At 46.7% G+C, this 26,814-nt stretch carries 31 protein-coding genes; 15 read left to right on the top strand and 16 right to left on the bottom strand.

Features of this window, described 5'->3' with window-relative positions:
- Window positions 1–23: 23 nt before the first annotated feature.
- The 5 genes from BM607_RS09020 to zapE form a co-directional block, all read right to left on the bottom strand.
- Window positions 24–1,319 (bottom strand): adenylosuccinate synthase, encoded by a 1,296-nt coding sequence (locus BM607_RS09020; RefSeq protein WP_006083050.1) that lies wholly within the window; start codon window positions 1,317–1,319, stop codon window positions 24–26.
- Window positions 1,320–1,391: 72 nt separating this feature from the next.
- The gene (locus BM607_RS09015) at window positions 1,392–1,580 is read right to left on the bottom strand and encodes a DUF2065 domain-containing protein (protein WP_006083051.1); all 189 of its coding nucleotides are present in this window, start codon (window positions 1,578–1,580) and stop codon (window positions 1,392–1,394) included.
- Between the two features lie 154 nt (window positions 1,581–1,734).
- Window positions 1,735–2,127, bottom strand: a complete 393-nt coding sequence (gene rpsI / locus BM607_RS09010) for a 30S ribosomal protein S9 (RefSeq protein WP_006083052.1) — start codon at window positions 2,125–2,127, stop codon at window positions 1,735–1,737.
- 14 nt (window positions 2,128–2,141) lie between these two features.
- Window positions 2,142–2,570 carry a 50S ribosomal protein L13 gene (gene rplM / locus BM607_RS09005; protein ID WP_006083053.1) on the bottom strand — a complete coding sequence of 143 codons (429 nt, stop codon included), beginning with the start codon at window positions 2,568–2,570 and terminating at the stop codon, window positions 2,142–2,144.
- Window positions 2,571–2,860: 290 nt separating this feature from the next.
- Complete coding sequence (gene zapE, locus BM607_RS09000; protein ID WP_071938627.1) at window positions 2,861–3,973, bottom strand: cell division protein ZapE; 1,113 nt, start codon at window positions 3,971–3,973, stop codon at window positions 2,861–2,863.
- Window positions 3,974–4,386: 413 nt separating this feature from the next.
- Between zapE and degQ the strand changes: the two genes are divergently transcribed.
- Window positions 4,387–5,739: a Do family serine endopeptidase DegQ gene (degQ, locus tag BM607_RS08995; RefSeq protein WP_006083055.1), complete on the top strand. Its 1,353-nt coding sequence runs from the start codon at window positions 4,387–4,389 to the stop codon at window positions 5,737–5,739.
- A gap of 115 nt (window positions 5,740–5,854) precedes the next feature.
- Window positions 5,855–6,937, top strand: coding sequence for an outer membrane-stress sensor serine endopeptidase DegS (gene degS, locus BM607_RS08990; protein WP_006083056.1), 1,083 nt, complete (start codon window positions 5,855–5,857; stop codon window positions 6,935–6,937).
- A 114-nt stretch (window positions 6,938–7,051) separates the two neighbouring features.
- On the opposite strand, the gene murA is transcribed toward degS, so the two are convergent.
- The 7 genes from murA to mlaF are packed head-to-tail and all read right to left on the bottom strand — an operon-like array spanning window position 7,052 to window position 11,683.
- Window positions 7,052–8,311 carry a UDP-N-acetylglucosamine 1-carboxyvinyltransferase gene (gene murA, locus BM607_RS08985; protein ID WP_006083057.1) on the bottom strand — a complete coding sequence of 420 codons (1,260 nt, stop codon included), beginning with the start codon at window positions 8,309–8,311 and terminating at the stop codon, window positions 7,052–7,054.
- Between the two features lie 9 nt (window positions 8,312–8,320).
- The gene (locus BM607_RS08980) at window positions 8,321–8,578 is read right to left on the bottom strand and encodes a BolA family protein (RefSeq protein WP_006086065.1); all 258 of its coding nucleotides are present in this window, start codon (window positions 8,576–8,578) and stop codon (window positions 8,321–8,323) included.
- 19 nt (window positions 8,579–8,597) lie between these two features.
- On the bottom strand, window positions 8,598–8,882 hold the full coding sequence (locus BM607_RS08975) for an STAS domain-containing protein (protein ID WP_071938628.1): 285 nt from the start codon (window positions 8,880–8,882) through the stop codon (window positions 8,598–8,600).
- On the bottom strand, window positions 8,879–9,541 hold the full coding sequence (locus tag BM607_RS08970) for an ABC transporter substrate-binding protein (RefSeq protein WP_071938629.1): 663 nt from the start codon (window positions 9,539–9,541) through the stop codon (window positions 8,879–8,881). Before BM607_RS08970 ends, BM607_RS08975 begins: the two co-directional genes overlap by 4 nt.
- 11 nt (window positions 9,542–9,552) lie before the next feature.
- The gene (gene mlaD / locus BM607_RS08965; protein WP_006083061.1) at window positions 9,553–10,026 is read right to left on the bottom strand and encodes an outer membrane lipid asymmetry maintenance protein MlaD; all 474 of its coding nucleotides are present in this window, start codon (window positions 10,024–10,026) and stop codon (window positions 9,553–9,555) included.
- A gap of 56 nt (window positions 10,027–10,082) precedes the next feature.
- Window positions 10,083–10,868 carry a lipid asymmetry maintenance ABC transporter permease subunit MlaE gene (gene mlaE, locus BM607_RS08960; protein ID WP_006083062.1) on the bottom strand — a complete coding sequence of 262 codons (786 nt, stop codon included), beginning with the start codon at window positions 10,866–10,868 and terminating at the stop codon, window positions 10,083–10,085.
- Complete coding sequence (gene mlaF / locus BM607_RS08955) at window positions 10,865–11,683, bottom strand: phospholipid ABC transporter ATP-binding protein MlaF (protein WP_063882287.1); 819 nt, start codon at window positions 11,681–11,683, stop codon at window positions 10,865–10,867. Before mlaF ends, mlaE begins: the two co-directional genes overlap by 4 nt.
- Before the next feature lie 644 nt (window positions 11,684–12,327).
- Here mlaF and BM607_RS08950 point away from each other — a divergent pair.
- The 11 genes from BM607_RS08950 to mgtE all read left to right on the top strand — a co-directional run bounded on the left by BM607_RS08950 (window position 12,328) and on the right by mgtE (window position 20,848).
- Entirely contained in the window at window positions 12,328–13,305 is a 978-nt protein-coding gene (locus BM607_RS08950) for a KpsF/GutQ family sugar-phosphate isomerase (protein WP_006086070.1), read from the top strand.
- Entirely contained in the window at window positions 13,305–13,856 is a 552-nt protein-coding gene (gene kdsC / locus BM607_RS08945; protein WP_006083065.1) for a 3-deoxy-manno-octulosonate-8-phosphatase KdsC, read from the top strand. Before BM607_RS08950 ends, kdsC begins: the two co-directional genes overlap by 1 nt.
- Window positions 13,853–14,413, top strand: a complete 561-nt coding sequence (gene lptC, locus BM607_RS08940) for an LPS export ABC transporter periplasmic protein LptC (RefSeq protein ID WP_006083066.1) — start codon at window positions 13,853–13,855, stop codon at window positions 14,411–14,413. The genes kdsC and lptC overlap by 4 nt, the downstream gene beginning before the upstream one ends.
- Window positions 14,400–14,954: a lipopolysaccharide transport periplasmic protein LptA gene (gene lptA / locus BM607_RS08935; protein ID WP_006083067.1), complete on the top strand. Its 555-nt coding sequence runs from the start codon at window positions 14,400–14,402 to the stop codon at window positions 14,952–14,954. Before lptC ends, lptA begins: the two co-directional genes overlap by 14 nt.
- Entirely contained in the window at window positions 14,951–15,682 is a 732-nt protein-coding gene (gene lptB, locus BM607_RS08930) for an LPS export ABC transporter ATP-binding protein (protein ID WP_006086073.1), read from the top strand. Before lptA ends, lptB begins: the two co-directional genes overlap by 4 nt.
- Window positions 15,683–15,789: 107 nt before the next feature.
- Window positions 15,790–17,268, top strand: coding sequence for an RNA polymerase factor sigma-54 (locus BM607_RS08925; protein ID WP_006083069.1), 1,479 nt, complete (start codon window positions 15,790–15,792; stop codon window positions 17,266–17,268).
- Between the two features lie 28 nt (window positions 17,269–17,296).
- On the top strand, window positions 17,297–17,584 hold the full coding sequence (gene hpf, locus BM607_RS08920; protein WP_006083070.1) for a ribosome hibernation promoting factor: 288 nt from the start codon (window positions 17,297–17,299) through the stop codon (window positions 17,582–17,584).
- Between the two features lie 2 nt (window positions 17,585–17,586).
- The gene (ptsN, locus tag BM607_RS08915) at window positions 17,587–18,030 is read left to right on the top strand and encodes a PTS IIA-like nitrogen regulatory protein PtsN (RefSeq protein ID WP_006083071.1); all 444 of its coding nucleotides are present in this window, start codon (window positions 17,587–17,589) and stop codon (window positions 18,028–18,030) included.
- A complete protein-coding gene (rapZ, locus tag BM607_RS08910) occupies window positions 18,027–18,881 on the top strand; it encodes an RNase adapter RapZ (protein ID WP_006083072.1) in 855 nt (284 codons plus the stop codon). Before ptsN ends, rapZ begins: the two co-directional genes overlap by 4 nt.
- Window positions 18,868–19,143, top strand: a complete 276-nt coding sequence (locus tag BM607_RS08905; RefSeq protein ID WP_006083073.1) for an HPr family phosphocarrier protein — start codon at window positions 18,868–18,870, stop codon at window positions 19,141–19,143. The genes rapZ and BM607_RS08905 overlap by 14 nt, the downstream gene beginning before the upstream one ends.
- Window positions 19,144–19,483: 340 nt before the next feature.
- Complete coding sequence (gene mgtE / locus BM607_RS08900; RefSeq protein WP_063882291.1) at window positions 19,484–20,848, top strand: magnesium transporter; 1,365 nt, start codon at window positions 19,484–19,486, stop codon at window positions 20,846–20,848.
- Between the two features lie 94 nt (window positions 20,849–20,942).
- Here the strand turns inward: mgtE and BM607_RS08895 are convergent, their stop codons facing one another.
- Window positions 20,943–21,779: a molybdate ABC transporter substrate-binding protein gene (locus BM607_RS08895; protein WP_071938630.1), complete on the bottom strand. Its 837-nt coding sequence runs from the start codon at window positions 21,777–21,779 to the stop codon at window positions 20,943–20,945.
- Window positions 21,780–22,040: 261 nt separating this feature from the next.
- Entirely contained in the window at window positions 22,041–22,730 is a 690-nt protein-coding gene (locus BM607_RS08890) for an OmpA family protein (RefSeq protein ID WP_162096847.1), read from the bottom strand.
- A 671-nt stretch (window positions 22,731–23,401) separates the two neighbouring features.
- Here BM607_RS08890 and BM607_RS08885 point away from each other — a divergent pair.
- Window positions 23,402–23,635, top strand: coding sequence for a transposase (locus tag BM607_RS08885; protein ID WP_006083078.1), 234 nt, complete (start codon window positions 23,402–23,404; stop codon window positions 23,633–23,635).
- A 923-nt stretch (window positions 23,636–24,558) separates the two neighbouring features.
- Here the strand turns inward: BM607_RS08885 and BM607_RS08880 are convergent.
- Together BM607_RS08880 and BM607_RS08875 are read right to left on the bottom strand one after the other, a co-directional pair.
- A complete protein-coding gene (locus BM607_RS08880) occupies window positions 24,559–25,419 on the bottom strand; it encodes a PA4780 family RIO1-like protein kinase (protein WP_006083079.1) in 861 nt (286 codons plus the stop codon).
- Window positions 25,420–25,754: 335 nt separating this feature from the next.
- A complete protein-coding gene (locus tag BM607_RS08875) occupies window positions 25,755–26,072 on the bottom strand; it encodes a hypothetical protein (RefSeq protein WP_071938631.1) in 318 nt (105 codons plus the stop codon).
- 179 nt (window positions 26,073–26,251) lie between these two features.
- Here BM607_RS08875 and BM607_RS08870 point away from each other — a divergent pair, with 179 nt between their 5' ends.
- Window positions 26,252–26,800, top strand: a complete 549-nt coding sequence (locus tag BM607_RS08870; protein WP_071938632.1) for a DUF2799 domain-containing protein — start codon at window positions 26,252–26,254, stop codon at window positions 26,798–26,800.
- Window positions 26,801–26,814: the final 14 nt, after the last annotated feature.

The raw sequence follows: 26,814 nt of genomic DNA, 5'->3' as shown, positions 1-26,814 counted from the left end.
GTGAAACACGGCCTTAACAGGTCTTAATTGAACGGATTAACCAAAATCATGGTTTCGTTACGGTCAGGACCAGTAGAGATAATGTCGATTGGTGTTTCTAATAGCTCTTCAAGACGCTTGATATAATTGATCGCTGCCGGTGGCAGTTGCTCAATGGATGTCGCGCCAAAAGTCGACTCGCTCCAACCTGGCATAGTTTCATAAACAGGCGTAACCAGTTCATAACCTTCAGCCGCAAGCGGGGTCACTTTAGAGATAGTGCCATCAGGATTCTGATAACCCACACAAATTTTCACTTCTTTCAGACCATCAAGTACATCTAACTTAGTCAAGCAGAAGCCACTTACACTGTTGATTTGAACTGCACGGCGCATTGCCACAGCATCCAACCAACCTGGACGACGCTTACGACCCGTTGTCGCACCAAACTCATGACCTTTAGTACCTAAATGATCACCAACTTCACATAATAGTTCAGTTGGGAATGGACCTGCACCCACGCGAGTGGTGTAAGCCTTCATGATACCTAAGACATAGTCTAAGTGACGTGGACCAAAACCTGACCCCGTCGCAACACCACCGGCAGTGGTATTTGAAGAGGTTACAAAAGGATAAGTTCCGTGGTCGATGTCGAGTAATGTACCTTGAGCGCCTTCAAACAGGATTGGCTCACCGGCTTTACGCGCAGTATCCAACAGTTCAGTCACGTCAACACACATGCTCTTCAGATAATCGGCCATAGCCAAAGCATCTGCTAGCGTTTGCTCGTAATCAACAGCTTCGACTTGATAGTACTCTGTCAGCATAAAGTTATGGTATTTCATAACTTCTTTCAGCTTTTCAGCAAACAGTTCAGCATTGAACAAGTCGCCTACTCGCAGACCGCGACGGGAGATCTTGTCTTCATACGCAGGTCCGATACCGCGGCCAGTTGTACCAATAGCTTTATTGCCACGTGCTTTTTCACGGGCGATATCTAAGGCGCAATGGAATGGTAGGATCAGCGGACACGCTTCAGAGATCAACAGACGTTCCTCAACAGGAACACCACGATCTTTCAGCATGTTGATCTCTTTCATCAGGGCGTCAGGTGCAAGCACCACACCGTTGCCAATAATGCATTTCACATTATCGCGCAGGATACCCGATGGGATCAGATGAAGAACGGTTTTATCACCATCGATAACCAAGGTATGACCAGCATTGTGGCCGCCTTGATAGCGAACTACATATTTTGCCTGTTCTGTTAGAAGGTCGACAATCTTACCTTTTCCTTCGTCACCCCATTGGGTGCCGAGAACAACTACGTTTTTGCCCATTATTTGCTGCAAGGTTGCGGTTAAAAAAGAATTTTAACAGATCTTAGTAAGCAAGGGCAAGCAGGCTGTTTTTTACGCAAAAATCACCAAGATCACCACTCCTGCCGTGACTAACGCGCCACCAAGTCGCTGGATAACCTGCTGATTTTGATGGGAGAGTTCATTTAAATAACGACGCCACTTGTTCGGAAAGAGTAAGGGGCCGACTCCCTCTAAAAGTAACACAAGTGCTACTGCCAGCATAAAAACTTGAAAAGTCATGCGCACCTCAAACTCAGTCGTTCAATACAAATTGATTGTATATCAGCACACCCCAACAACAGAGTCTCTTATTTAAATGAATTCGCCAGTACCGTAAATTTTAGCCAATAAAAAACCCAGCATAGGCTGGGTTTTTTGATATTCCAAAAACGAATTAACGCTTAGAGAATTGTGGCTTACGACGTGCTTTACGTAGACCCACTTTCTTACGCTCAACTTTACGAGCGTCACGGGTAACGAAACCAGCAGAACGTAGTGATGGACGCAGTGCTTCATCTAATTGCATCAGAGCACGGGTAATACCGTGACGGATTGCGCCTGCTTGGCCAGTGATACCACCGCCTTTAACAGTTACATAGATGTCCAGCTTGTCAGTCATTTCAACTAACTCTAAAGGTTGACGAACAACCATACGAGCAGTTTCACGACCAAAATACTGATCCAAAGGACGTTGATTTACAACGATGTTGCCACTACCTGCTTTAGCGAAAACGCGAGCTGTAGAGGTTTTGCGACGGCCAGTGCCGTAGTACTGAGTTGCAGCCATTTGCTTAATCCCGTTTAGATATCAAGAACTTGAGGTTGTTGTGCAGTGTGGTTATGTTCTGCGCCAGCGTAAACTTTCAGTTTACGGAACATGGCACGGCCCAGAGGACCTTTTGGTAACATACCCTTAACTGCTTTCTCGATGATCATTTCTGGCTTTTGCGCTTGCAGCTTTTCAAAGCTGATTTGCTTAATGCCACCAGGGAAGCCTGAATGCGAGTAGTACGTTTTGCCTTTCGCTTTGTTACCAGTAACAGTCACTTTTTCAGCATTAACAACGATGATGTAATCACCGGTATCAACGTGTGGAGTGTATTCTGGCTTATGCTTACCGCGTAAACGGGTAGCAATTTCAGTAGCGATACGACCTAAAGTTTTGCCGTCTGCATCAACGACGAACCAGTCACGAGTTACGGTTTCTGGTGTAGCAGTAAAAGTCTTCATTATTACAAAAACCCAAAGTTAATTTTCTGTCTCACATGCTGTCTGCATTTGCAAACAACACAAAATTGCCTTTTAGCACCCCTTCGAGCACTGACTTCGGCTTACAACTTCCGCCCAATTGGCGGAGTAACGTGGGCAGGTGGCGGAGTATAGACAAAGCTGAGTTAAAAATCACCTGATATTTTGATAAAAATTATAAAATATCGACCAATCTGGCTTGTCATCCTAAGGATTAACAAGCCAGTGGTGATTTAACACGGGAGTTAAAGCGAAACTCTTGCGCCGCAGGGTTAAGGCAGGTGCTCTGTTTTCAAATAATCGTGTGATTGCATCTCAATAAGACGCGAGCGACAACGTCTAAATTCGAAGTTAAGCAAGCCATCGGCGTAGATATCTTCGAGTGGCACTTGGGCCGATACGATAAGCTTTACATTGCGCTCGTAAAACTCATCGACCATAGCTAAAAATCGTCTGGCGATATCATCACCGGTCAAAAATGCGCCCATTTGCTCAATGCCGCTGACCAGTACAGTATGATAAATCCGCGCCAATTCCATGTAGTCACGCTGACTTCGCGGACCATCACAGAGCGCTCTAAAATCGGCCAACAATACGCCCTGCGCCTGCTGACGAATACTGATACTACGACCTTCGATTTCGATGTCGGCGGTAAGCACCTCTGACTCAGGCGCTAACTGGCTAAAATAACGCATAAGATTGGCATCGGCTTGTGCGTCTAACGGATGATGATAAATCTCCGCTTGCTCAAGGGTACGTAGTCGATAATCGATGCCAGAATCCACATTGAGTACTTCACAATGTTGATTAATTAAGGCTATCGCGGGTAAGAAACGTGCCCGCTGTAAGCCATTTTTATATAAGTCGTCGGGGATGATGTTAGACGTAGCGACCAGCACAACGCCTTCTTTAAATAGCGCTTGAAACAGCGTACCTAACAACATGGCATCGGTAATATCGGAGACAAAGAATTCATCAAAACAGATAACGCGATATTTCGCGGCCATCTTTTTCGCAATCACCAGCAAGGGATCGCGCACGCCTTTCAGCTCATCTAAATCTAAATGTAGCTGATGCATGAAACGATGGAAGTGAGCCCGCAGCTTTTGATCGCCAGGCAAGGCATCAAAAAAAGTATCCATCAGATAGGTTTTACCGCGACCCACACCGCCCCAAAGATACAGGCCTTTAGGTGAAGCAGGCGCCGATTTTAAGCCCAATGCACTAAACAATTTCCCTACGACAGAACTCGGCTCTTCCGCCGCCGTTAAGTCTTCATAGACACGTTGTAATGCTTTGACCGCAATTTCTTGGGCCGGATCATGGGAAAAACCGTCACGGGTAAGATCTTTTTGATAATGCTGCCAAGGGCTTAACTGAGGCACTTTTTAATTCTCTTATGTCCTTTATTAAAACTGCGATGATATTAGCACGGCCAATGTGGCGCAGGATATATTAATGCTGAATACGACTTTTGCCTCAACGCTAAACAGCATACAAGCGGCGAATAAACCTCTATGCTGTAGGTCATTTTAATCGGCAAAATTTGCTGATATCAGGGCTTGAAAAATGAGTATCTTGCCCACAGTTTTCCACTCAGCAACGAGTATGAAACAGCCGATAAAATAGGCTCAAAAAAATTAACATTTGTTAATATGATGAACTTTTTCAATTAGGTGCGTGTCCGAATGGTTACCTAGGCAAATAGCCGGTACCGATACAGATTTGATCTGGCACTCGCACAATAGCTAATGCATTACATCCAGATCGTTCAACCCTTATTTGGAGTTATGAATAGATGAAAACAAAATTATCTGTACTTTCAGCCGCAATGTTAGCCGCGACCCTGACTATGATGCCTGTCGTCTCACAGGCCGCCATTCCACAGACGGTTGAGGGACAATCCATTCCAAGTCTTGCGCCCATGCTTGAGCGTACGACACCTGCTGTTGTGTCCGTAGCCGTTACGGGGACTCATGTTTCAAAACAAAGAGTACCTGATGTTTTCCGTTACTTCTTTGGCCCCAATGCGCCACAGGAGCAAGTGCAGGAACGTCCTTTTAGAGGCTTAGGCTCAGGCGTTATTATTGACGCCGAAAAAGGCTACATAGTCACTAACAACCACGTGATTGACGGTGCTGATGATATTCAAGTTGGTCTACATGACGGTCGTGAAGTAAAGGCCAAACTCATTGGTACTGACTCAGAATCGGATATTGCATTGCTGCAAATTGAGGCAAAAAATCTTGTCGCAATCAAGTCATCAAACTCTGACGACTTGCGTGTTGGTGACTTTGCCGTTGCCATTGGTAACCCCTTCGGTTTAGGGCAAACCGTGACTTCAGGTATTGTCAGTGCTTTAGGCCGTAGCGGTTTAGGCATAGAAATGCTGGAAAACTTTATTCAAACCGATGCCGCGATTAACAGTGGTAACTCGGGTGGTGCACTCGTTAACTTAAACGGGGAATTGATTGGGATTAACACCGCAATCGTAGCGCCGGGGGGTGGTAACGTTGGTATCGGCTTTGCGATCCCAGCCAATATGGTGAAAAACTTGGTCGCGCAAATTGCCGAACACGGTGAAGTACGCCGCGGAGTACTGGGGATTTCGGGACGCGATCTTGATAGCCAACTCGCCCAAGGCTTTGGTTTAGACACCCAGCACGGCGGCTTCGTGAATGAAGTAGCCAAAGACAGTGCCGCCGAGAAAGCCGGTATTAAAGCGGGTGATATCATTATCAGCGTCGATGGCCGTGGTATTAAGTCCTTCCAAGAACTGCGAGCCAAAGTCGCCACTATGGGTGCGGGTGCTAAGGTTGAGTTAGGACTCATCCGTGACGGTGATAAGAAAACCGTTAAGGTGACCTTAGGTGAAGCAAGCCAAACCAGTGAATCTGCGGCTGGCGCCGTGCATCCTATGTTGCAAGGTGCATCCTTAGAAAACTCATCTAAGGGCATTGAAATTACCGATGTCGCCCAAGGTTCACCTGCGGCAATGAGTGGCTTACAAAAAGGAGATGTGATTGTCGGTATTAACCGTACTGCCATTAAAGATCTTAAGGCACTTAAAGCACAGCTAAAAGATCAAGAAGGTGCGGTGGCATTGAAGATCATGCGTGATAAGAGCATGTTGTATTTAGTCCTACGTTAATCGACTAAATAGGCCATTTTTTCTGCCACACATAAGCATAGGGAGCTTAGGTTCCCTATGCTTACATAGATTAAACATGTTAATCTAACTCACCTTTTTCAAGATCCATCCTGCCATGACGATAAAAGACACACTATTATATCTCGGTAAAGCCACCCTTTTCGGTCTTATCATGGCGGCCATGTTTTTATTGGTAACCCGTTATTTCGATAACCAATCCCTCGGTAATAGCCTGCTTCAAACCCGGGCCAACAACACAGTCGAGCTCTCCTTTGCCAAGGCGGTCCGCCGCGCAGCCCCTGCCGTTGTTAACATTTATAGCCTCAGCATAGATCAGAACCGCCCACTTAACTCGGGTTCGCTACAGGGCCTAGGTTCTGGGGTGATAATGAGCAAAGAAGGCTATATTCTTACTAATTATCATGTCATTAAAAAGGCCGATGAAATTGTTGTCGCCCTGCAAGATGGACGCAAATTTACCTCTGAAGTGGTTGGCTTCGATCCAGAAACCGATTTATCGGTACTCAAGATTGAAGGCGATAACTTACCGATAGTCCCCGTTAACCTCGACAGTCCGCCTCAAGTTGGTGATGTCGTACTCGCCATTGGTAATCCCTACAATTTAGGCCAAACCATTACCCAAGGCATCATAAGTGCCACAGGTCGTAACGGCTTAAGTTCTGGTTACTTAGACTTTTTGCAAACCGATGCGGCGATTAATGCCGGTAACTCTGGCGGCGCGCTCATTGACACTAACGGCAGCCTTATCGGTATTAATACCGCAGCATTCCAAGTGGGTGAAGAAGGCGGCGGCCATGGGATTAACTTCGCTATCCCGATTAAATTGGCCCACAGCATTATGGGTAAGTTGATTAAGAATGGCCGCGTGATCCGTGGTGCCTTAGGGATTTCTGGCGAGCCAATTAACCCTGTGGTGGCGCAGATCCTTAATCTACCCGACCTAAAAGGTGTGCTAGTTACAGGTGTCGATCCTAATGGCCCTGCGGCGCGAGCCCTCTTAATGCCAAGGGATGTGATTATTAAATACGATGGTGAAGATGTGCCAGGTGTTGAAATGCTGATGGACCGCATCGCTGAAACCACACCGGGTAAGAAAGTGATGATGACTGTGATACGCCAAGGTAAACAACAGGAGTTACCTGTGATTATCGATGAAAAGGTTGTGGTCGATAACTAGAGTGGCGCCCCTCATTGCGTAGCGCACTAAAACGCAGACAACAAAAAACCAGCTTTTAAGCTGGTTTTTTATTGGGTCGAGATTTTAATCTCTCAGCCCTAACTCAATAACTCGTTACTGAGTACGTACAACCTGCGCGCCTAAACCTTGGAATTTATTCTCAATGTGCTCGTAACCACGGTCTAAGTGATAGATACGATCGACAATCGTCTTGCCATCGGCCACTAAGCCCGCAATCACTAGACTCGCTGACGCACGTAAATCCGTCGCCATCACCTGCGCACCACTTAAGGATTCAATCCCTTGGATAATGCAGGTATTACCTTCAAGCTCCATGGTTGCGCCCATACGAATAAGCTCTGGCACGTGCATAAAGCGGTTTTCGAAGATGGTCTCGGTAATGGTGGCCGTACCTTGCGCTAAGGCATTAAGCACACAGAACTGCGCCTGCATATCCGTTGGGAAACCGGGATAAGGTGCCGTCTTGATATTGACCGCCTTTGGACGCTTACCTTGCATATCAAGCTCAATCCAATCTTCGCCCGTCGTAATCTTAGCGCCCGCATCTTCAAGCTTAGCGATAACTGACTCAAGTGATGCAGGATCGGCTTTTAGGCAACGAATACGGCCACGAGTTACCGCAGCAGCAACCAAGAATGAACCGGTTTCGATACGGTCTGGCATCACGCGGTAATTACAGCCCTGTAAACGCTCAACCCCTTGAATACGCAAGGTTGCACTGCCTACGCCGGTGATTTTTGCGCCCATGGCAATCAAGCAATTGGCCAAATCGATCACTTCAGGTTCGCGCGCCGCGTTTTCAATCACGGTTTCGCCATCGGCCAACGCCGCAGCCATCAGTAAGTTTTCGGTTGCGCCGACACTCACCATGTCCATGAAAATGTGTGCGCCCTTAAGACGACCATCAACACGGGCTTTAATATAGCCTTCTTTCACTTCAATCTTGGCACCCATCATTTCGAGGCCATGTAAGTGTAAGTTCACCGGTCTTGCGCCAATGGCGCAGCCGCCTGGCAATGACACGTCTGCGGTACCATAACGCGCCAATAACGGCCCTAAGATCAAGATAGACGCGCGCATGGTTTTCACGAGATCGTAGGGAGCGCAAAACTCATTCAGATTAGTGGTTGAAATGCGGATCTGTCCGTCGCCAAGCTCAGTCACTTCAGCACCGAGGCAGCGTAATAATTTACAGCTAGTAGTCACATCGCGAAGATTCGGCACGTTAGAAACCACAAAATCGGTTTCGGCCAATACGCCTGCCATCAGAATAGGCAGAGCCGCATTTTTAGCACCTGAAATGATCACATCACCGGCAAGCGGGGGGCTTGCCTGAATTGTTAGTTTATCCACTTTTCCTCACTAGCTAGGCATGTTGAAAACTTTTTCGCGTTTCCATTGAGTCGGCGTGAAAGTTTTGATCGTTAATGCATGTAATTCACCGCTGGCAATGTGTGCTGTCAACGGTGCATAAATGGCTTGTTGCTGTTTGACTCGGCTCATACCATCGAAGCATTCGCCTACGGCGATCACTTTATAATGGCTACCATCCGAGCTAGCGTGAACTTCTTCAAGCCCTAACGCATCACGTAAAATCTGTTCGATTAAGCTGCATTCCATGAAATCTATTACCCTATTCTCAATGCGCTTCTTCGGTAAAGAAGGCATGTAAATCATATAAATCGATGAGTTTTTTAAGTTGTGGTGAGGCAGAACTCAATTCAAGTTGGCTGCCATGTTCACGCACTAACGCCAGCAAAAATGCCATGCCAGCGCTATCACTGTATTCGAGCCCAGATAAAGACAATATCTGAGTAGACTCGCCCAGCAGTTGTTGCCGCTGTGGCCAAAGAGTAATGACATCGGCTTGGGTTATGCGCCCTTTGATATGACAAACTGTGCCCTGTTGCACAAATTCAATCACGACTGCGACTTCCCTGATTTAGCCTTGATGGTCACTTTTTCTTTGGTACGATCTTCGAGCATCTTAATCACAGGATCAATACCCTGCTGGCGAATCAGATTCGAGATTTCAGACTGCTTAGAAGACAGTAAGCTCACACCTTCGGCAACTAAGTCGAATGCCTTCCATGAGTCATCTTTCAAACGGCGTGCCTTAAACAGCAGTTTGATTGGCGGACGGCCGGCTTCGATGATCTGCACGTTCACATCCACCATTTTCTCTTTGCTGAAATCAACCCCAGGTGAAAATTCCACTTTTTGATTGGTATATTCAGTAAAAGCTTGGGCATAAGTCGACACTAAATAACCTTCAAAGGCATCGACGAAACGATTACGCTGATCTTCGGTTGAATCCTTAAGATATTGGCCTAAGACTTTGTAAGATGCGTATTTATAATCGACATAAGGCATTAGTTCTTCACGAACGATCACCTTTAAATGATCTGAGTCAGCATCGATTAACGCTTTATCTTTATGAAAACGATCGAAGGTTTTATTAGCAACGGCTTTCACCATGGCATACGGGTCCATAGTGTCGACCACCACATCGGCGGCAACAGCGCTCGTTGCCCCTAAAACCATCACTAACGGCAGTAAAAAACGAGATAAGTTTTTAAACATAGCGGTAACCCCTATTTATCCTTCGAACCCATACTATATAAGAACTGACCAATCAGTTCCTCCAACACTAATGCTGAACGCGTGTCATCAATCTTATCGCCATCTTTAAGCATACTGACATCATCGTCGACAAAACCCGGTGTTAACCCTAAGAATTGCTCGCCCAATAAACCCGAAGTCAAAATTGCTAAACTACTGGTTTCTGGGAATTTATCGTAACGCTTATCCATCACTAAGGTGACCACAGCCACTAACTTAACGGGATCTAAATCAATGCCACTGACGCGGCCAACCACAACACCGCCGACCTTAACGGGCGAACGTACCTTCAAGCCACCAATATTGGTGAAATTGGCTTTTATGGTATAAGTGCTATCGCTGCTTTTAACTTCAATATTGGCGACGTTAAAGACCAAGACCAAAAAAGCGGCCAATCCCGTTAAAAGAAACACACCCACTAATAATTCAATTTTTCGTGTCAACATGTTCAGCTACCACTCTGTTAATCCATCTTACCTGTGTCGAAATCCGCAGTGTTCCGTTAGCGGCCAAACATCAGGGCTGTCAGTAAAAAATCTAATGCCAATACAGCGAGGCTCGACTGAACCACTGTCTGAGTCGTTGCACGGCTGATGCCTTCCGGATTTGGGATCACTTGATAACCGCGATACAACGCAATCCAAGTCACCACTACGGCAAACACACCACTCTTGATCAAGCAGTTAACTATGTCCTGACGCCATTCGACCGACGCCTGCAGAATCGACCAAAACGCCCCGCTGTCGATTCCCTTCCATTCCACGCCGACTATGTGACCACCGTAAATACCCACAGCGGTAAACATTAACGCCAGCAATGGCATACTGATCACCCCAGCCCAAAAGCGCGGTGCAATAATCTGCCTTAATGGGTCGATAGCCATCATCTCTAAACTCGATAGCTGCTCAGTACTTTTCATTAAACCAATTTCAGCGGTTAAGGCTGAACCCGCACGTCCCGCAAACAAAAGTGCGGTAACCACGGGCCCTAACTCACGCAGTAAACTGAGCGCCACCATAGGGCCTAAGCTTTCTTCGGTGCCAAAACCAACTAAGATGTTGTAGCCTTGCAGCGCCAACACCATACCGATAAAAAGCCCTGAGACTAAAATAATCACCATAGATTGCACGCCGACCACATAAATCTGGCGTACTAATAATGGAAAGCCTTTGCGCACCCGTGGCCAGCGAAAAATCGCCCCCCACAACATGAGCCCTGCGCGGCCAAAACCGAGCACTAACTCAATCGCGCTACGGCCCAAGTCGGCAATACTGTCTATTAACTTCACTTGCCAACTCCTTTTGCCATTAATTCTTGTTGGTAATCATTCGCCGGATAATGGAATGGTACAGGGCCATCCGGTGCGCCTTGAATAAACTGTTTTAGCTGTGGATTGTCGGCGTACTTCAATTCCTCTGGTGTGCCGTGGGCGATAACTTTTTTGTCGGCCACCACATAGACATAATCGGCAATACCGAGGACTTCATCCACATCGTGGGACACCACAATAGAGGTCAGATTCAGCGCATCGGATAACTCACGGATCAGCTTCACTAACACGCCCATAGAGATAGGATCTTGGCCGGCAAAAGGTTCATCGTACATCACCATTTCAGGCTCAAGCGCGATGGCTCTAGCCAATGCCGCGCGGCGTTGCATACCACCGGATAACTCACTTGGCATCATCTGGGCGGCACCACGTAAACCTACGGCTTCGAGCTTCATCAGCACGATAGTGCGAATAATGTCTTCTGGCAGACCAGAATGTTCGCGCAGCGCAAACGCCACGTTATCGAACACATTGATGTCAGTAAACAGCGCACCGCTTTGAAACAACATGCTCATCCGCTTACGCAGACTAAATAATTCATTGCGACTCACACCATGGATATCGTGGCCATCAAATAGCACTTGTCCGTGGTCAGGCGTTAATTGGCCGCCGATCAACTTTAACAGGGTCGTTTTGCCTATGCCGCTCGGCCCCATGATCGCCGTCACTTTGCCCCTTGGAATGGACAGGCTAATATCTTCATATATCACACGCTGACCGCGGCTAAAACCCAAATTACGGATCTCAACCAACGGCGTTTGTTCTTGAGTCATGCTTGATTCCGACATTTGCAAAAGAGGTGATCCTAGTATTCCTAGACTGACCAATCGAAGAGCCGCAAATTGTACGTAATTGCGCTTTAACCTACAACCGAATCGACACTATCGCCCTGCGATACTTTCAATTTGCCTCATTTACAGCGAAAATGCGCCCTAAGTTTTCACTCTGCACAGGTAAAATGTTACTTAATGTTTTCAACCTAGTTGCAGAATTGGCGATATTGGCTAATTCGTTCGCACTTAGCTCGCTCTTCGTCCAATTTTAGGTGCAATGAGTCGATATACGAGTGTGAAATAGAGGCATCCCGTGCGGTAATACCCGCCGCGATACGGGATAAATGCATTGAAATAAACGACAAAGACGATGATATTGCTCAAGACCTTCGGCCGCGAAACAGGTTATTGTGCATGAATAGCTACCGCAGCTGAACTTGACGAGTCGGATCAATCGCTCTAGCCTGCCGCAATTGTTTTGTTGCTTTAGGGAATTCACCACAACAAGACATAAGCTAAATCGTCTGAAAACAAACTAAAACTTGGCAGAAAGCCTATTACATATCATCTTTATCGCGTACCAAATTGTGCTATTCCAATCCCATCAATGGGGCGACAAAGACAATGCAAAAAGAGAGATAGACATGGTAGACAAATCACAACTGCGCCAATGGGGCTGTAAAGTTATCGACATTGAAAAGTCAGCCCTAGACAATCTTTATCAATATGTTGATTCGGCTGAATTTGCAGAAGCTTGCGAGTTGATCCTTAACTGCACAGGCAAAGTGATTGTCATGGGAATGGGCAAGTCGGGCCATATCGGCAATAAGATTTCTGCCACCCTCGCCAGCACAGGAACGCCCGCATTTTTTGTGCATCCGGGTGAAGCCAGCCACGGCGATCTCGGTGTATTAGCCGATAACGATGTGATTTTAGCGATTTCTAATTCTGGTGAGTCGAGCGAAATCCTCACCTTAATGCCCGTCATCCAACGTATGGGCGTGCCAGTTATCGCGGTAACAGGTAAACCCGAATCGAACATGGCGCGCTTATCTAAAGTACATTTATGTATTGAAGTCCCAGAAGAAGCTTGCCCACTTGGACTCGCGCCAACATCAAGCACTACCGCGACCTTAGTGATGGGCGATGCCATTGCCATTGCGCTACTGCAGGCAAAAGGCTTTACCCGTGATGACTTTGCTATGTCCCATCCTGGCGGTGCTTTAGGGCGTAAGTTATTGTTAAAAGTCTGCGATGTCATGCATAGCGGTGATGACTTACCGCTCGTTAACCACGATATTTGCATCACAGAAGCCCTGTACGAAATTTCCAAAAAAGGCTTAGGCATGACGGCGATTATCGATGATCAGCGCAAGCTGGTTGGTATCTTCACCGATGGTGATTTACGCCGCGTTATCGATGCCGAAGTGAATCTACGTACTACGCCCATCGCCGATGTGATGACCCGTAACTGCGTGACCATCACAGACGGTGTGTTGGCGGCCCAAGCGCTGCAAGTGATGGACTCAAAAAACATCAACGGATTAATTGTTATCGATAAAGACCGCCATCCAATCGGCGCTCTTAACATGCTAGACATGGTTAAAGCAGGAGTCATTTAATGCCACAGCAAGGATTTTACGGCCCAATCAGTGATGATGTGTGGCAACGCGCGCAAAAGATTAAACTGTTGATCTGTGACGTCGACGGGGTGTTTTCCGATGGTCGTATTTACCTAAGCAATAGCGGCGAAGAGCTAAAAGCCTTCCACACTCGCGACGGCTATGGCGTGCGCTCGATACTCACCAGCGGTTTTAATCTTGCGGTGATCACTGGACGTCAATCCAAAATCGTTGAAAACCGTATGACGGCGCTTGGCGTAACTCATATCTACCAAGGCGTAGACAATAAGTTCGAGCCCTATGAAGCATTGCTCGCACTCTATGGTGTTACCCCAGAAGAAGTGGCTTATATCGGTGATGATATTGTCGATCTGCCAGTAATGAATGTCGTCGGTTTAGCAGTCAGCGTAGCCGATGGTCATCCCTATGTTCGTCAGCACGCCCACTTTGTGACTACGCTCAATGGCGGCCACGGTGCCTTGCGTGAACTCACAGATCTATTGCTACTCAGTCAAAATAAATTCACTTCGGCCCATGGAATGAGTATATGAGTCGTGTGACACTCGCGATTATCGCTTTTTTTGGAACGGCATTAGTGCTTTATTGGCAAGTGCAGAACAAACACAGCGGTGATACCGATAACAGAGTAAAAGATCAAAATACCCCAGATTTCATCGTTGAAGATCTGCGCAGTGTTGAGTTCAACGAACAAGGGCTAGTCAATAGCCGTGTGACGGCGAAACACATGGAACATTATGATTCAACGAATCAAACTTACTTTACTCAACCTGTTTATCTTGTTTATCCAGACCAAGGTAAAGCACAATGGCAACTCAGAGCAGATCAGGGCAAGCTAAACAAGGAAACGGGCAAGGTTGTATTAGAAAACAATGTTATTATTGATGCCATTAGCCCAGAAGAACCGATCCAGACCTTGTCCACCAGTTATCTGGAACTCGATCTCAATACGATGATAATGACCTCTGACCGCACCATTTACGTCACAGGGAAAGATTTTAATATTCAAGGCCAAGGCCTTTATGCCGACCTCAACGCGCAAGAAGTGCAATTGACCAGTCAGGTAGTAGGAACATATGAAGCAAAATAACGTATTACTTGCCAGCCTAATGCTAATAATGAGCATGAGCGCCTTTGCTAAAGTCGACGACCTGAAACAGGAAGTCAAAATCAAGGCTGTGAGCCAAACGGCAGATATCAAGAACAACCAGATCATCTTCTTTGGTCCGGTTGAAGTCACCCAAGGTTCGATTAAAATCCATGCAGATCAACTGCGTGCATTTTCTGCCGAAGGTGAAAATAGCAAAATTTTAGTGGCCACAGGTAACCCTGCGACGTACAGCCAAGTGTTAGACGATGGCCGTCCAGCCTCAGCGAGCGCGAAAGAAATTCGTTACGATATGGCGAGCCGCACCCTGACACTTAAAGGTTTAGCCTCGTTAGATCAAGCGGGCAGCCAAGTGACGGGTAATTTGATCCGCTACAACATCATCCAGCAAAAATTGATTGCCGAGAGTACCGGCAGTGGCGACGATCGCGTGATCACGATTATTCAGCCAGAAAGCTATCAAGATGATGCCAAACCAGACGCGCCAGCAGATAAACCTGTGAAAAAGCAGGACTCTAAATGACCCAAATCACCCTAAGAGCACAAAATCTGGCGAAGAGTTACAAGAGTCGCCAAGTGGTTAAAGACGTCAGTCTGACGGTCAAAACCGGTCAAGTCGTTGGCCTACTCGGCCCGAACGGCGCGGGTAAAACCACCACCTTTTACATGGTCGTCGGTCTGGTTAAAAGCGATAAAGGCCACATCTTTATCGACGATGATGATTTAACCGCAGATCCTATGCACCTGCGCGCCCGCAAAGGCATAGGTTACTTGCCACAGGAAGCCAGTATCTTCCGTAAACTGACCGTCCATGACAACATCATGGCCGTGCTGCAAACGCGCAAAGAATTAAAAAAAGAGCAAAGGGAAGAAGAGCTAGAGCATCTGCTTGAAGAGTTCCACATCACCCATATCCGTGACAGCCAAGGCATGTCATTGTCGGGGGGTGAACGTCGCCGTGTCGAAATTGCGCGGGCGTTAGCAGCAAATCCTAAGTTCATTTTGCTCGATGAACCCTTTGCTGGTGTCGATCCGATTTCAGTTATCGACATTAAAAAGATTATCGAACAGCTCAAAAGTCGTGGCCTTGGCGTGTTGATCACAGACCACAATGTCCGTGAGACATTAGATGTGTGTGAACATGCCTATATCGTGAGTCACGGAAACTTGATTGCCGAAGGAACACCCGCAGAGATCTTAGACAATCAGCAAGTTAGGGCTGTGTACTTAGGTGAACAATTCAGGCTATAGTTAATCAAGCGGAGCCAATGCAGGCAATTTATGCCACCATTGGACTCCACTCAAGATGATAACAAGCGACCTCATCCAACAATAATAACGTAGGGATCAGCGGTAACATGAAAGCGTCACTCCAGCTCAAACTGGGTCAACAGTTAACCATGACGCCACAATTACAACAGGCCATCCGTCTGTTGCAACTGTCGTCATTAGAACTGCAGCAAGAGATCCAGCAAGCCTTAGATTCTAATCCCCTTCTCGAGCTGGAAGAGGATCAATTCGACGCCACTAAAGACCCTGTAAACCAAACGCTATCCGATACGGATTTCAGTGAATCTAGCACCCTGCCGCCAGAAAAAGACAGCTCCACCATAGACACGGCAGAGTCCTTAACCAAAGAATCCATGCCCGACGAACTGCCCATGGACACCACGTGGGATGAAGTGTTCACCGCCTCCCCTAATTCTGGCCCCGGCGGCAGTCGTGAAGATGATATGCCCTTCCAAGGTGAGACCAGTGAAGGCTTGTATGAACACTTAGAATGGCAAAAAAACCTCACACCGTTTTCTGAAACCGATTTAGCCATTGCCACCGCTATTATTGATGCCATCGACGATCAAGGCTATCTCACCCAAAGCACTGACGAAATCCTCGAAGCCATGGGCAATTCTGAGGTTGAGCTCGACGAAGTCGAAGCCGTACTAAAGCGCATTCAACATTTTGATCCCATTGGTGTTGCCGCCCGCGATTTAAGCGAGTGCCTGTTGATCCAACTGTCGCATTTTGCCGCTGACACGCCCAACCTAGAAAACGCCCGCATGCTGATCAAAGATCATTTAGATCTGATCGCCGCCCGCGATTTTAGATTGTTGATGCGTAAGACTAAATTAAAAGAGGATGAATTAAGAGACGGCATCGCGCTTATCCAAACTCTCAATCCCCGCCCAGGTTTATTGATTACGCCCAACGATGACGAATACGTCATCCCAGATGTGTCAGTGTCGAAGAAAAATGGCCGCTGGGTGGTTGAGCTGAATCCTGACTGCATGCCAAAAATCAATGTAAACCAACATTATGCCTCGATGGCGCGCAGCACTAAAAGCCAAGCCGATAGCCAATTTATTCGTGGTCATCTGCAAGAGGCTAAATGGTTTATCAAGAGTTTAGAGAGCCGTAATGATACCCTGTTGAAGGTGGCGAACTGTATCGTCCAATATCAGCAAGGTTTCTTTGAATACGGTGAAGAAGCCATGAAACCTATGGTGCTTAACGATATTGCCGAAGCGGTAGAAATGCATGAGTCGACCATCTCAAGGGTGACGACACAGAAATACATGCATACCCCTAAGGGACTTTTTGAACTAAAATACTTCTTCTCTAGCCACGTCGGTACTGACGATGGTGGGGAGTGCTCATCCACAGCAATCAGAGCCTTCATTAAGAAACTGGTTGCAGCGGAAAACCAGAAAAAACCATTAAGCGACAGTAAGATGGCACAGCTTCTGGCAGAACAAGGGATCAACGTAGCCCGCAGAACCATTGCGAAGTACCGAGAGGCTATGCTCATTCCGCCTTCTAATCAGCGTAAAAGTTTATAACCTACAGTGGATATCGGAGGACGTTTCTATGCAAATAAACCTGAGTGGACACCATGTCGAAATTACCGAATCGTTACGCGCATATGTAGAAGAAAAGTTTTCAAAACTTGAACGCCATTTCGAACAGATCAATAATGTGCACGTTGTGCTCAATGTCGAGAAAATGCAACAGATTGCCGAAGCGAGAATAAATCTTATCGGTGGTGAAGTTTTTGCTACTTCAGAGCATGCTGACATGTATGCCGCTATAGACGCCCTGATTGACAAGCTTGATCGTCAGGTTATTAAACACAAAGAGAAGTTAACAAAACACTAATAATGGAACTTTGTACCATACTGCGGCCGGAGTGCACTACCTGCGCCACTCCGGGCAGCAAGAAAAAGGTACTGGAACTCATCAGCGACTTAGTCGCTGCCCAGTACCCGACCCTCTCATCTCAAGAGATATTCGAAAGCCTAGTGGCGCGCGAAAAGATGGGGAGCACAGGTATAGGTAACGGCATCGCCATTCCACATGGTCGACTAGCCGATATAGATCAGCCCATTGCCATACTCATTAAGTGTGAAGAGCCGATAGCATTCGATGCTATCGATAAGCAACCTGTTGATATTTTATTTGCACTACTGGTGCCTGCAGACCAATGTCAGCAGCACTTAAGTACCTTGTCTTGCATGGCCGAAAAGCTGAGCGACAAGCAAATATTAAAGCAATTACGCAAGACGCATGATGAAACGGAACTCTATCAGGTAATCACTGGATGAAACTGGTCATAGTGTCGGGCCGCTCAGGCTCAGGCAAATCTGTCGCCCTAAGGGTACTCGAAGATCTCGGCTATTATTGTGTCGATAACCTTCCCTTGCCCTTAATCGGCACTTTGCTTGAGCAACTCAAAGGCAGTAACGATCTCGTCGCCATCAGTGTCGACGTGCGTAACATGCCTGAGCAGGATAAAGTCTTAGTGAAGCAACTCGCGAGCCTGCCTCCTGATACTGAGTTAACCAGCTTCTTCCTCAATTCCAGCGATAAAATTCTGCTTAAGCGTTACAGCGAGACCCGCCGTTTGCATCCTTTGTCGAAGAGCCAAGTCTCTTTGCAAGAAGCGATAAAGCTGGAAGGGAAACTGCTCGAGCCTATGTCAAAACTGGTCGATCACTACATAGATACGTCAAATTTGAATATCTATGATTTAAGCGATCAAGTGAGACAAATTCTGCTCGGCAGCGTCGATAAAGAGTTAGTGATTAACTTCGAGTCCTTTGGCTTTAAGCACGGTATGCCAACCGAAGCCGACTTTATGTTCGATGTGCGCTTCCTGCCTAACCCACACTGGGAACTGGCGCTGCGTCCATTGACAGGCTTAGATGAGCCCGTGGCTGAGTTCTTAAATCGTCAACCACTCGTGAATAAGTTCATCTGGCAAATCGAAAATTTACTGGAAACTTGGCTGCCACATCTCGAGCGCAACAATCGCAGTTATTTAACTGTGGCGATTGGCTGCACGGGTGGGCAACACAGATCGGTTTACGTCGCAGAGCAATTGGCTAAACGCTTTAGTAACGGTAAACATAAAGTTTATGCCCGCCATCGAGAGCTGAATAATGCCAAAGCTTGAACGTCAGATCACCATCTGTAACAAACTGGGATTACATGCCCGTGCCGCCACTAAGTTGGTGGTACTGGCATCCGAGTTTGATGCGACCATCACCTTGATACAAGGCGATAAACAGGCATCCGCCGCCAGCGTACTCGGCTTATTGATGCTTGAGACTGGCATGGGTAAAACCATTAAACTTATCGCCGAAGGCCCAGATGCTGAGCCAGCTCTGGATGCCATTTGTGCCTTAATCGACGCTAAGTTTGACGAAGCCTGTTAGTTTGATTTCATACTCAGCGTTCCACACAGGCACTCAGATTAGTACACCTCACACTTAGCACTGCTTATTTGTGCAGTTCACATCTCGTTTCAAAAGCTTGGCGACACATTTGTCGCTCGACGACACGAACCATAGGCGATTACACTAGCGAGCATTACCGCTGACTCATCTTAGTTTTAGCCGCCTTAATCTATGCGTAAAACGCATGACCTATGCCAGAGCGCTCTATCTGTGACTGAAGCATAGTTATCGCGAAGTCACCGCTAAGTCTCAGCCCTGCGCCAAGCAGCGCACTCTCGAACCAATTTGCCGCACAGTGGCGGACAACTATGGAGGACAAATGCCCGTAGATAATTCAGAAAACGATCACACCGGACATAGTCTCGACCAGTTAAACCAAGCGCTTAGCAGTGGCATGTTTGTGCACGTGCGTAACATGCTGCAAAAAATGGCCGCCTCAGATATCGCGCTGATCTTAGAATCCTCACCACCCAGCGCCAGACAAGTGCTGTGGCAGCTTATCGATCAGGAACAAATAGGCGACATACTCGACGAGTTAAGCGAAGAACTCAAAGATCCGCTGATCCGCAGCATGAGTCCTGAGCGAGTTGCGAAAGCGACGGCGAGCATGGACACCGATGATCTGGCCTATATTCTGCGTAGTCTTCCCGATGCCGTTTACAAGCAAGTGCTGCAGTCGATGACAGAACAAAACCGCCAGCGGGTAGAACAGGCCTTATCCTATCCCGATGAGACCGCCGGCAGCTTGATGAACACAGATACCGTCACCTTAAGACCCGATGTAAATATCGATGTGGTGCTGCGCTATCTTCGCCAAAGGGGCAACCTGCCAGACACCACAGATACCTTATATGTCGTCGATAAACAGGACAAAGTGCTCGGCGGTGTCAGGCTGGCAGATCTACTGACTTGCGCGCCAAGCACCACAATTCGCAACATCATGGACCCCGATATCCAAAGTATTCCTGTGAGCATGTCCGACAGTGAAGTGGCGCAGAAATTCGAACGCAATGACTGGGTATCAGCTCCCGTTGTTGATAGCGATGGCAAGCTGCTAGGACGAATAACAATCGATGACGTGGTCGATGTTATCCGCGAAGATGCCGAACATTCCATGATGGGGATGGCGGGGATGGACGATGACGAGGATACTTTTGGCCCAGTGCTAAAAAGTACCCTACGTCGCTCACTCTGGCTCACGATTAACTTGTTCGCGGCACTGCTCGCCTCCTCAGTTAGTAATATGTTTGAAGGCACTATCGAGCAATTTGCCACAATAGCCATCTTGATGACAATTGTCCCTAGCATGGGCGGTGTGGCTGGTAATCAAACCTTAGCGCTCGTGATCCGCGGTATTGCCTTAGGCCACATAGGCCAAAGCAACGCCCGTTGGCTTATTGGTAAAGAATTATCGATTGGCTTTCTCAATGGCTTAATGTGGTCGATTTTAGTCTTTATTGCCGTGTTGCTGTGGAAGGATGATATGGCTCTCGCAGGATTAATTGGCAGCGCCATGCTGATCAACATGACAGTTGCTGGGCTTGCAGGTGCGAGTATTCCATTGATTTTAAAACGCCTTAAAATCGATCCCGCCCTCGCTGGCGGCATGGTGCTCACCACTGTCACTGACGTAGTTGGTCTATTCGCCTTCCTCGGATTAGCGACGCTCTATCTGATGCACTAACGCACTAGTGCTTTAACGCTTTAACAGTTTGAGTTTATAACAAAAACGGCACCGAAAGGGTGCCGTTTTTATCTCGCAAAAAAGCTAAACAAGGCTATTTTGCCGGTGGTTGAAAACCATAACTGCTCAGAATCGCTTGACCTTTTGCCGATAGAATAAACTCAGCTAACGGCGTTGCGGCAGCATTGGCGCCCTGCAAAACCAGCAAACCATAGTCGGCCCCCACGGCGAGTTCCTGCGGTAAGTCGATGATTTGGAGACTCGGCACTTCTTGTTTAGCCAGCACAGCATTGGTGCAATAGGTTAAAAAGATATCTGCTTGCTTGTTTTCCATCACCCAGCCATAAGGATTGCGATCTTTAGGTGGTTTAGCACTCTCAGGGCCGCCAGTCAGTTGCAATGCCTTGGTCTCTAACGCGGCTTTCGCATTGGGTTTTACCGCTTCGGCCTTAGCAAAAACGGCCCAGGCATAATCACCCGCCGGATCGGCTTTCGGGGTTGAGGTGCCAAGTTTGACCTTAGGATCTAACATGGTATCGAGTAGCGTTGCGCTCGTCACCTGAACATTATCCTGGGCAACCGCGCAGAGTTGATTACGGGCAAACATTTGCACCGCTTTCCCCTGACCCGCATCCACTAACGCCTGCGGATGTTTCATATTCGCCGAGGCAAAAATATCGACTTTTTCATCCTCTTGAATGCGTTTTAACAGTAAACCAGATGGCGCATATTGTGCCGCAACACTCGTGTGCGACTCGGCTTGATAAGCGGCAATAATATCCTTCATCGCAGTCTTTAAACTGCCTGCGGCGCGCAATTCTATCGGCGCCGCTCCTGTGGTCACTTCGGCTTTCATCGGCATTCCTTGTACAGCAGCCACCATGATGACAGGGCTTAAACTCAAGGCAACTAACACGTGTTTGCTTATCATAGTCATATTCTCCTCTGGGCGCTAAAAGTCATTCTTGTGACTTATCCCCATACAGAACGTGAAATCGGTAAAGGGATCAAGCTGAACTCATCCCAAGGCAAACCGCTGTGATGTGATTGTGGTGCAGATCACCCAAAACACAGGTTAGAGAGGACAAATTGTCTAGCTTAAATCTGCGAGGCACTTATCGCTAAATATACCTATCACAGAAACAAAAAAGTCGCCCTCAGGCGACTTTTGTAAAACTAGAATGCTTAATGTCTATTGACCAGTCGGCGTTAATACAATCTCAACGCGGCGGTTTTGGGCGCGGCCATTGGCATTAGCATTTGATGCGATAGGACTCGCTTCACCCATGCCTTTTGATTTTACACGGGCAGAGGCTACGCCTTTGCTCATCAAGTAATTACCCACTTCACCCGCACGCACTTGTGACAGACGTAAGTTGTAAGAGTCTGAGCCACTGCTATCGGTATAACCTAAAACGTTAAGCTGTGTTTTGCTGTATTCCTTGGCCACAACCGCCACTGAGTTCAGCACGCGTTTAGCGCCGTCGCTTAACTCGGTTTGATCTACGCCGAAGGTGACTTCATTAGGCATGTTCAAAATGATGTTATCGCCGCTACGGGTCACACTCACGCCCGTTGAGGCGAGTTGTTGGCGTAATTTGGTCTCTTGCACATCCATGTAATAACCAATACCACCACCGACTGCAGCGCCCGATGCTGCACCAATTAAGGCACCTTTACCGCGGTCGCTTTTGCTCGAAGAGACTACGCCAATGGCAGCCCCTGCGACGGCACCAATCAATGCACCACTGGTCGCTTTAGCGGTTTGTTGTTCGTTTGAATAGGGATTGATTGTTGTACAACCCGATGCAACTAGCGCGGTCGTCAATACCACTATGGCTAACAGGGATGGTTTAGATTGCACTGCCTGAAAACACTTCATCATTTATAACCTCTTTATATGATTGATGACTGTGAATACCGCTCAAAGGGCAAGAAATATCACTTCACACTAAGTAATACGAATGACCTAGGGATTGCCACAAGGCAGGCAGTATATAAGCTATTGCGCTCGAGACAATCCTTTATCCATATTCAATTCTGCTAATCCAGATTTTAGTCAGCAAAGATACAGATTTCGGGCTTCAATCTTGGCTTAGACCGCCCAGCTCTATATCAAGCCGATGGCACCGAAATAGTGCGTCTTGCACCTTTTTTGGCAGCACTAAAAATCACGCCGTTTTAATCGAACAAGCAAACTAATGATTTTAAACATTAAAATTAAAATTAGAATATTGGCACGAATTTTACATACTACTAAGTGAGTAGACAGTCAGACGCGGTATAAATCGCCGAAAACTCAAGTCGACTTCAACAGGATTAATCCAAATTAAATGGACCTATCGAGACAGAAAATAAACTCGAGAATTTAGGGTCATGAAGGAGGAAGTATGAAAACAGTCATGAACTTTATCGCACTATGTCGCCACGAATGGATTTGTCTGCGCCACCTAGGTCTGAGCCAGTGGGATTTAGAACAGCGTCAATATCATCAATAAAAGGCAACGCAAACGGTCATATTTTAGTTAGAAAGCAGTAAAAGAGGGAACGCTCATGGGAATCGCAGAAAATAGTCTCAAGCTACATGTTATCACCGAGGTTAAAGTGCAAGGTCGCTTACTGTCGGATGTTGCACGTCAATACGGTTTATCTGCCAAGGCAGTTTACCAATGGGTGCGGGAAAGCGATCTGCAACCCCAGCAAAGAGAATGCGCATTAATGAGCGAGATTGCCCAACTGCAGAAAAGAATTAAACAGCTCAATAACGAGCTACGCACTATAGGTTAAGTGCTGCATGGCAATTGAGTGCCTGTACAACAAGTTAAACGTGCCCGAATAGACAAGGCCGGACGAGATTGCATATCGCCCTGCTGATAACGCTAACGATGTAAAAGATGTGCTAACAACAATAATAACAGCGCCATTTTTAGTCCGGCCTTGTCGTCCAAATTGTTAAGCGAGAAAAGTTAAGAAAGTTAAGAAAGTTAAGAAAGTTAACCAGTTTAGGCAGAGTCGGATGGGTATCTATTATAGCTCCCCAACGACCTAAGATATGAATTGTGCAAATAACAATAATAAGTGTGCTGTTTACGACTATCTGACTCTGTCACTTTATTGATGAACCCAGCGAAGATTGGGAAATAGTATTAAAACCGACAAACGAAACGAACAGAGACAATGCAAAAGTTTCGGCAAGACTGGGGAGGGAGTTATCTCCCCCAAGATCAAATATGTGAACTGTGCTCCCCCAAGTCATGAACATATTTCTCTCTCTGGTCTTGTCATTTTATTCACAGGATCAATGATGATCCAGCGCTATAACAAGTGTGGCGCGCCAAGGAAGGCTGTGATTTAGTGTGCTGTTTCATAGATTGACTGAAGAGTTACCAAGGTTTCGGCAAGGATTGAGGGAGTTGTCTTCCCCAAAGATTAAATATGTGAATTGTGCTCCCCCAAGTCATGAACATATTTCTCTCTCAGCTCTTGTCCTTTTATTACACAGTTTGATGATTGCTAGCTTGTTTATAGCAACAAGGATGGACCTAGCTCCAACCGGAGATTAAGCCATGGATTGGCTAACGCCAAAAATTAAATAACAATAATAAAATAAGCAATAAAATCAACAACAGAAATAATAGTGACACTTAATTTTTAGCATAAAAAAGACGCTACTTTGAGCGTCTTTTTTATGGGCGAAAAACGACTGACAATTAATAGTCTTCTTCGTTTGCCTCTTGGATCCTTTGCTTACGCTCTTGCGCCTCTTCAAAGGCCGCTTGAATTTCCTCTAACACGGCACTGACATCGGCTTCGACCAGCACTTCGGTAAACTCACCGGTTAATGGCGTTTCAGGTTTTAACTCACCCGCTTCAAACAGAGCCCAAATCTCTTTGGCATATTGCGTTTTTAACAGCTCAGGAGCATACAAGCCATAGTATTGGGTCATGTTATTCACATCACGCGCTAACATCCATTTGGCATGGTTATTCGCCGCGGCATCGACCGCCTGAGGCAAGTCGATAATCACTGGCCCTTCACTATCGACTAACACGTTAAACTCAGACAAGTCACCGTGCACTAAACCTGCACAGAGCATACGTTTGACATAGGTCATCACCAACGCATGATCGTTCAGGGCTTTTTCTGCCGACATACTCACATCGTTTAATCTCGGAGCGACATTGCCCTCGGCATCCGTCACTAACTCCATCAGCAACACGCCATCAAAACAGCCATAGGGCGTTGGCACGCGCACACCCGCATTCGCTAAACGATAAAGCGCTTCAACCTCGGCATTTTGCCAAGCTTCTTCCTGCTGATCGCGACCAAATTTAGAGCCTTTCTCCATCGCACGTGCACGACGGCTGTTGCGGACTTTTCGGCCTTCTTGATACAACACAGCTTGCTTAAAACTGCGCTTGTCCGCTTCTTTATAGACTTTGGCACAGCGGATATCATCACCACTGCGTACAACGTACACAGTAGCTTCTTTACCGCTCATTAACTGGCTAATGACCTCATCGACCAGTCCTTCATCAACCAGGGGTTGGATTCGTTTCGGAGTTTTCATAGCGCCCTTATACCTTACTTAGGCATGATATGGAATACTGCGGGCAAATCTTCATACAAAAGCGGTCTCCAGCGGAAGTTTGATGAATATAGTTCAGGATTGTTAAACGAATTTTAAGTAAAAACTAATGTACTTGCGTGTTAAACACAATACCAGATTTACTGAGGACTTTGGCAAAGAAAGAGACTGAAAATGAAGCTTAAACTAAAAGAATATTCTTTTCCGCCAACCTATATAAAGCAAGAGGTAAAACCACAGCCACTATGCTGCAGCGAACATTCAAATTCAAGACCGCTCAAATAGATATCCGAGCTAAATTTACGTAAAAACGTAACTCACACAAATAAGGCAATCACACTTCCCACGGTCGCCGCCGCTTTCAATATTTGCCCAGCACTGTAATACGTGTCGTTCGAATCGTTAGTGTCATTAGGGGCATCATCGGGAGTTGGCGCCTCAGTTTTGCTCATCGCAGCAACATCGGAACTGGGCTCAGCTTTGGGAGCCGCCAAGCCCAATGCGCCATAGGTAAAGGATTTCAGTCCACTTGGCTCCGCCGTATCACTGGATTGATGAACCGATTTGGCCGTCGGTAATGAAGCAGAATGCGCTGATGAAACGGGTGAAATCATAGCTAACCCCAAAGCAGACATTAAAGTGTTAATCGCAAATTAACACAATATCAGCCGGTTATCATGTATTCATCCGCTAAACTGTGATGGATTCTGCCCAACAAAACGCATCTATGACAGTATAAATAGCGGTATATAAAGCTAGATCTCCCCCATAAGAGCCTTTATCCTAAACGCCACAACATATAGAGAACTTGTCCATGCATTATCCTAGCCTTTTCCTCGCCCTTTCGGTCCTATCACTCACTCAATGCAGCAGCTTATCGATTGAAGAATGCGCCAATAGTGATTGGTTTGCCCTAGGACTGGCCGATGGCAACCGTGGGACGAGCGCAGGGCAATTGAATCAATATCAAAAAGATTGCCGAGAATTTAATCTCAGCGTCGATACCGTACAGTGGAAACAAGGATACCAGCAAGGGTTAGCCAGTTACTGTCTTCCCGAAAATGGCTACCGCGTGGGCTTAGCGGGAGAAAGCTATTATGGGGTTTGCAGCAATAACGCCTTCGTTGAAAGTTATAATCAAGGCCATCAACAATATCTGACTAACAAACGCTTAGCTGAAATAGCCGATCGCTTAAATACCATCGATAGAGAGATAAGCAGTCTTGATGGCAAGATCAATAATCTCACCGATAAGGCCGACTTATTGAAACAGAAAAACAGCCTACTCAATGAGAAGAACCAACTGTTAGATGAAAGATCTCGCCTACGCAGACCCGATATGCGCTTCGAATTAAGATTCTAAGCCATAAAAAAACA

This window comes from Shewanella sp. SACH (assembly GCF_001887095.2).
Lineage (GTDB): Bacteria > Pseudomonadota > Gammaproteobacteria > Enterobacterales > Shewanellaceae > Shewanella > Shewanella baltica.
The sequence above is the reverse complement of the archived record's forward strand: the minus strand, read 5'-3'. Positions and strand labels throughout refer to the sequence as shown.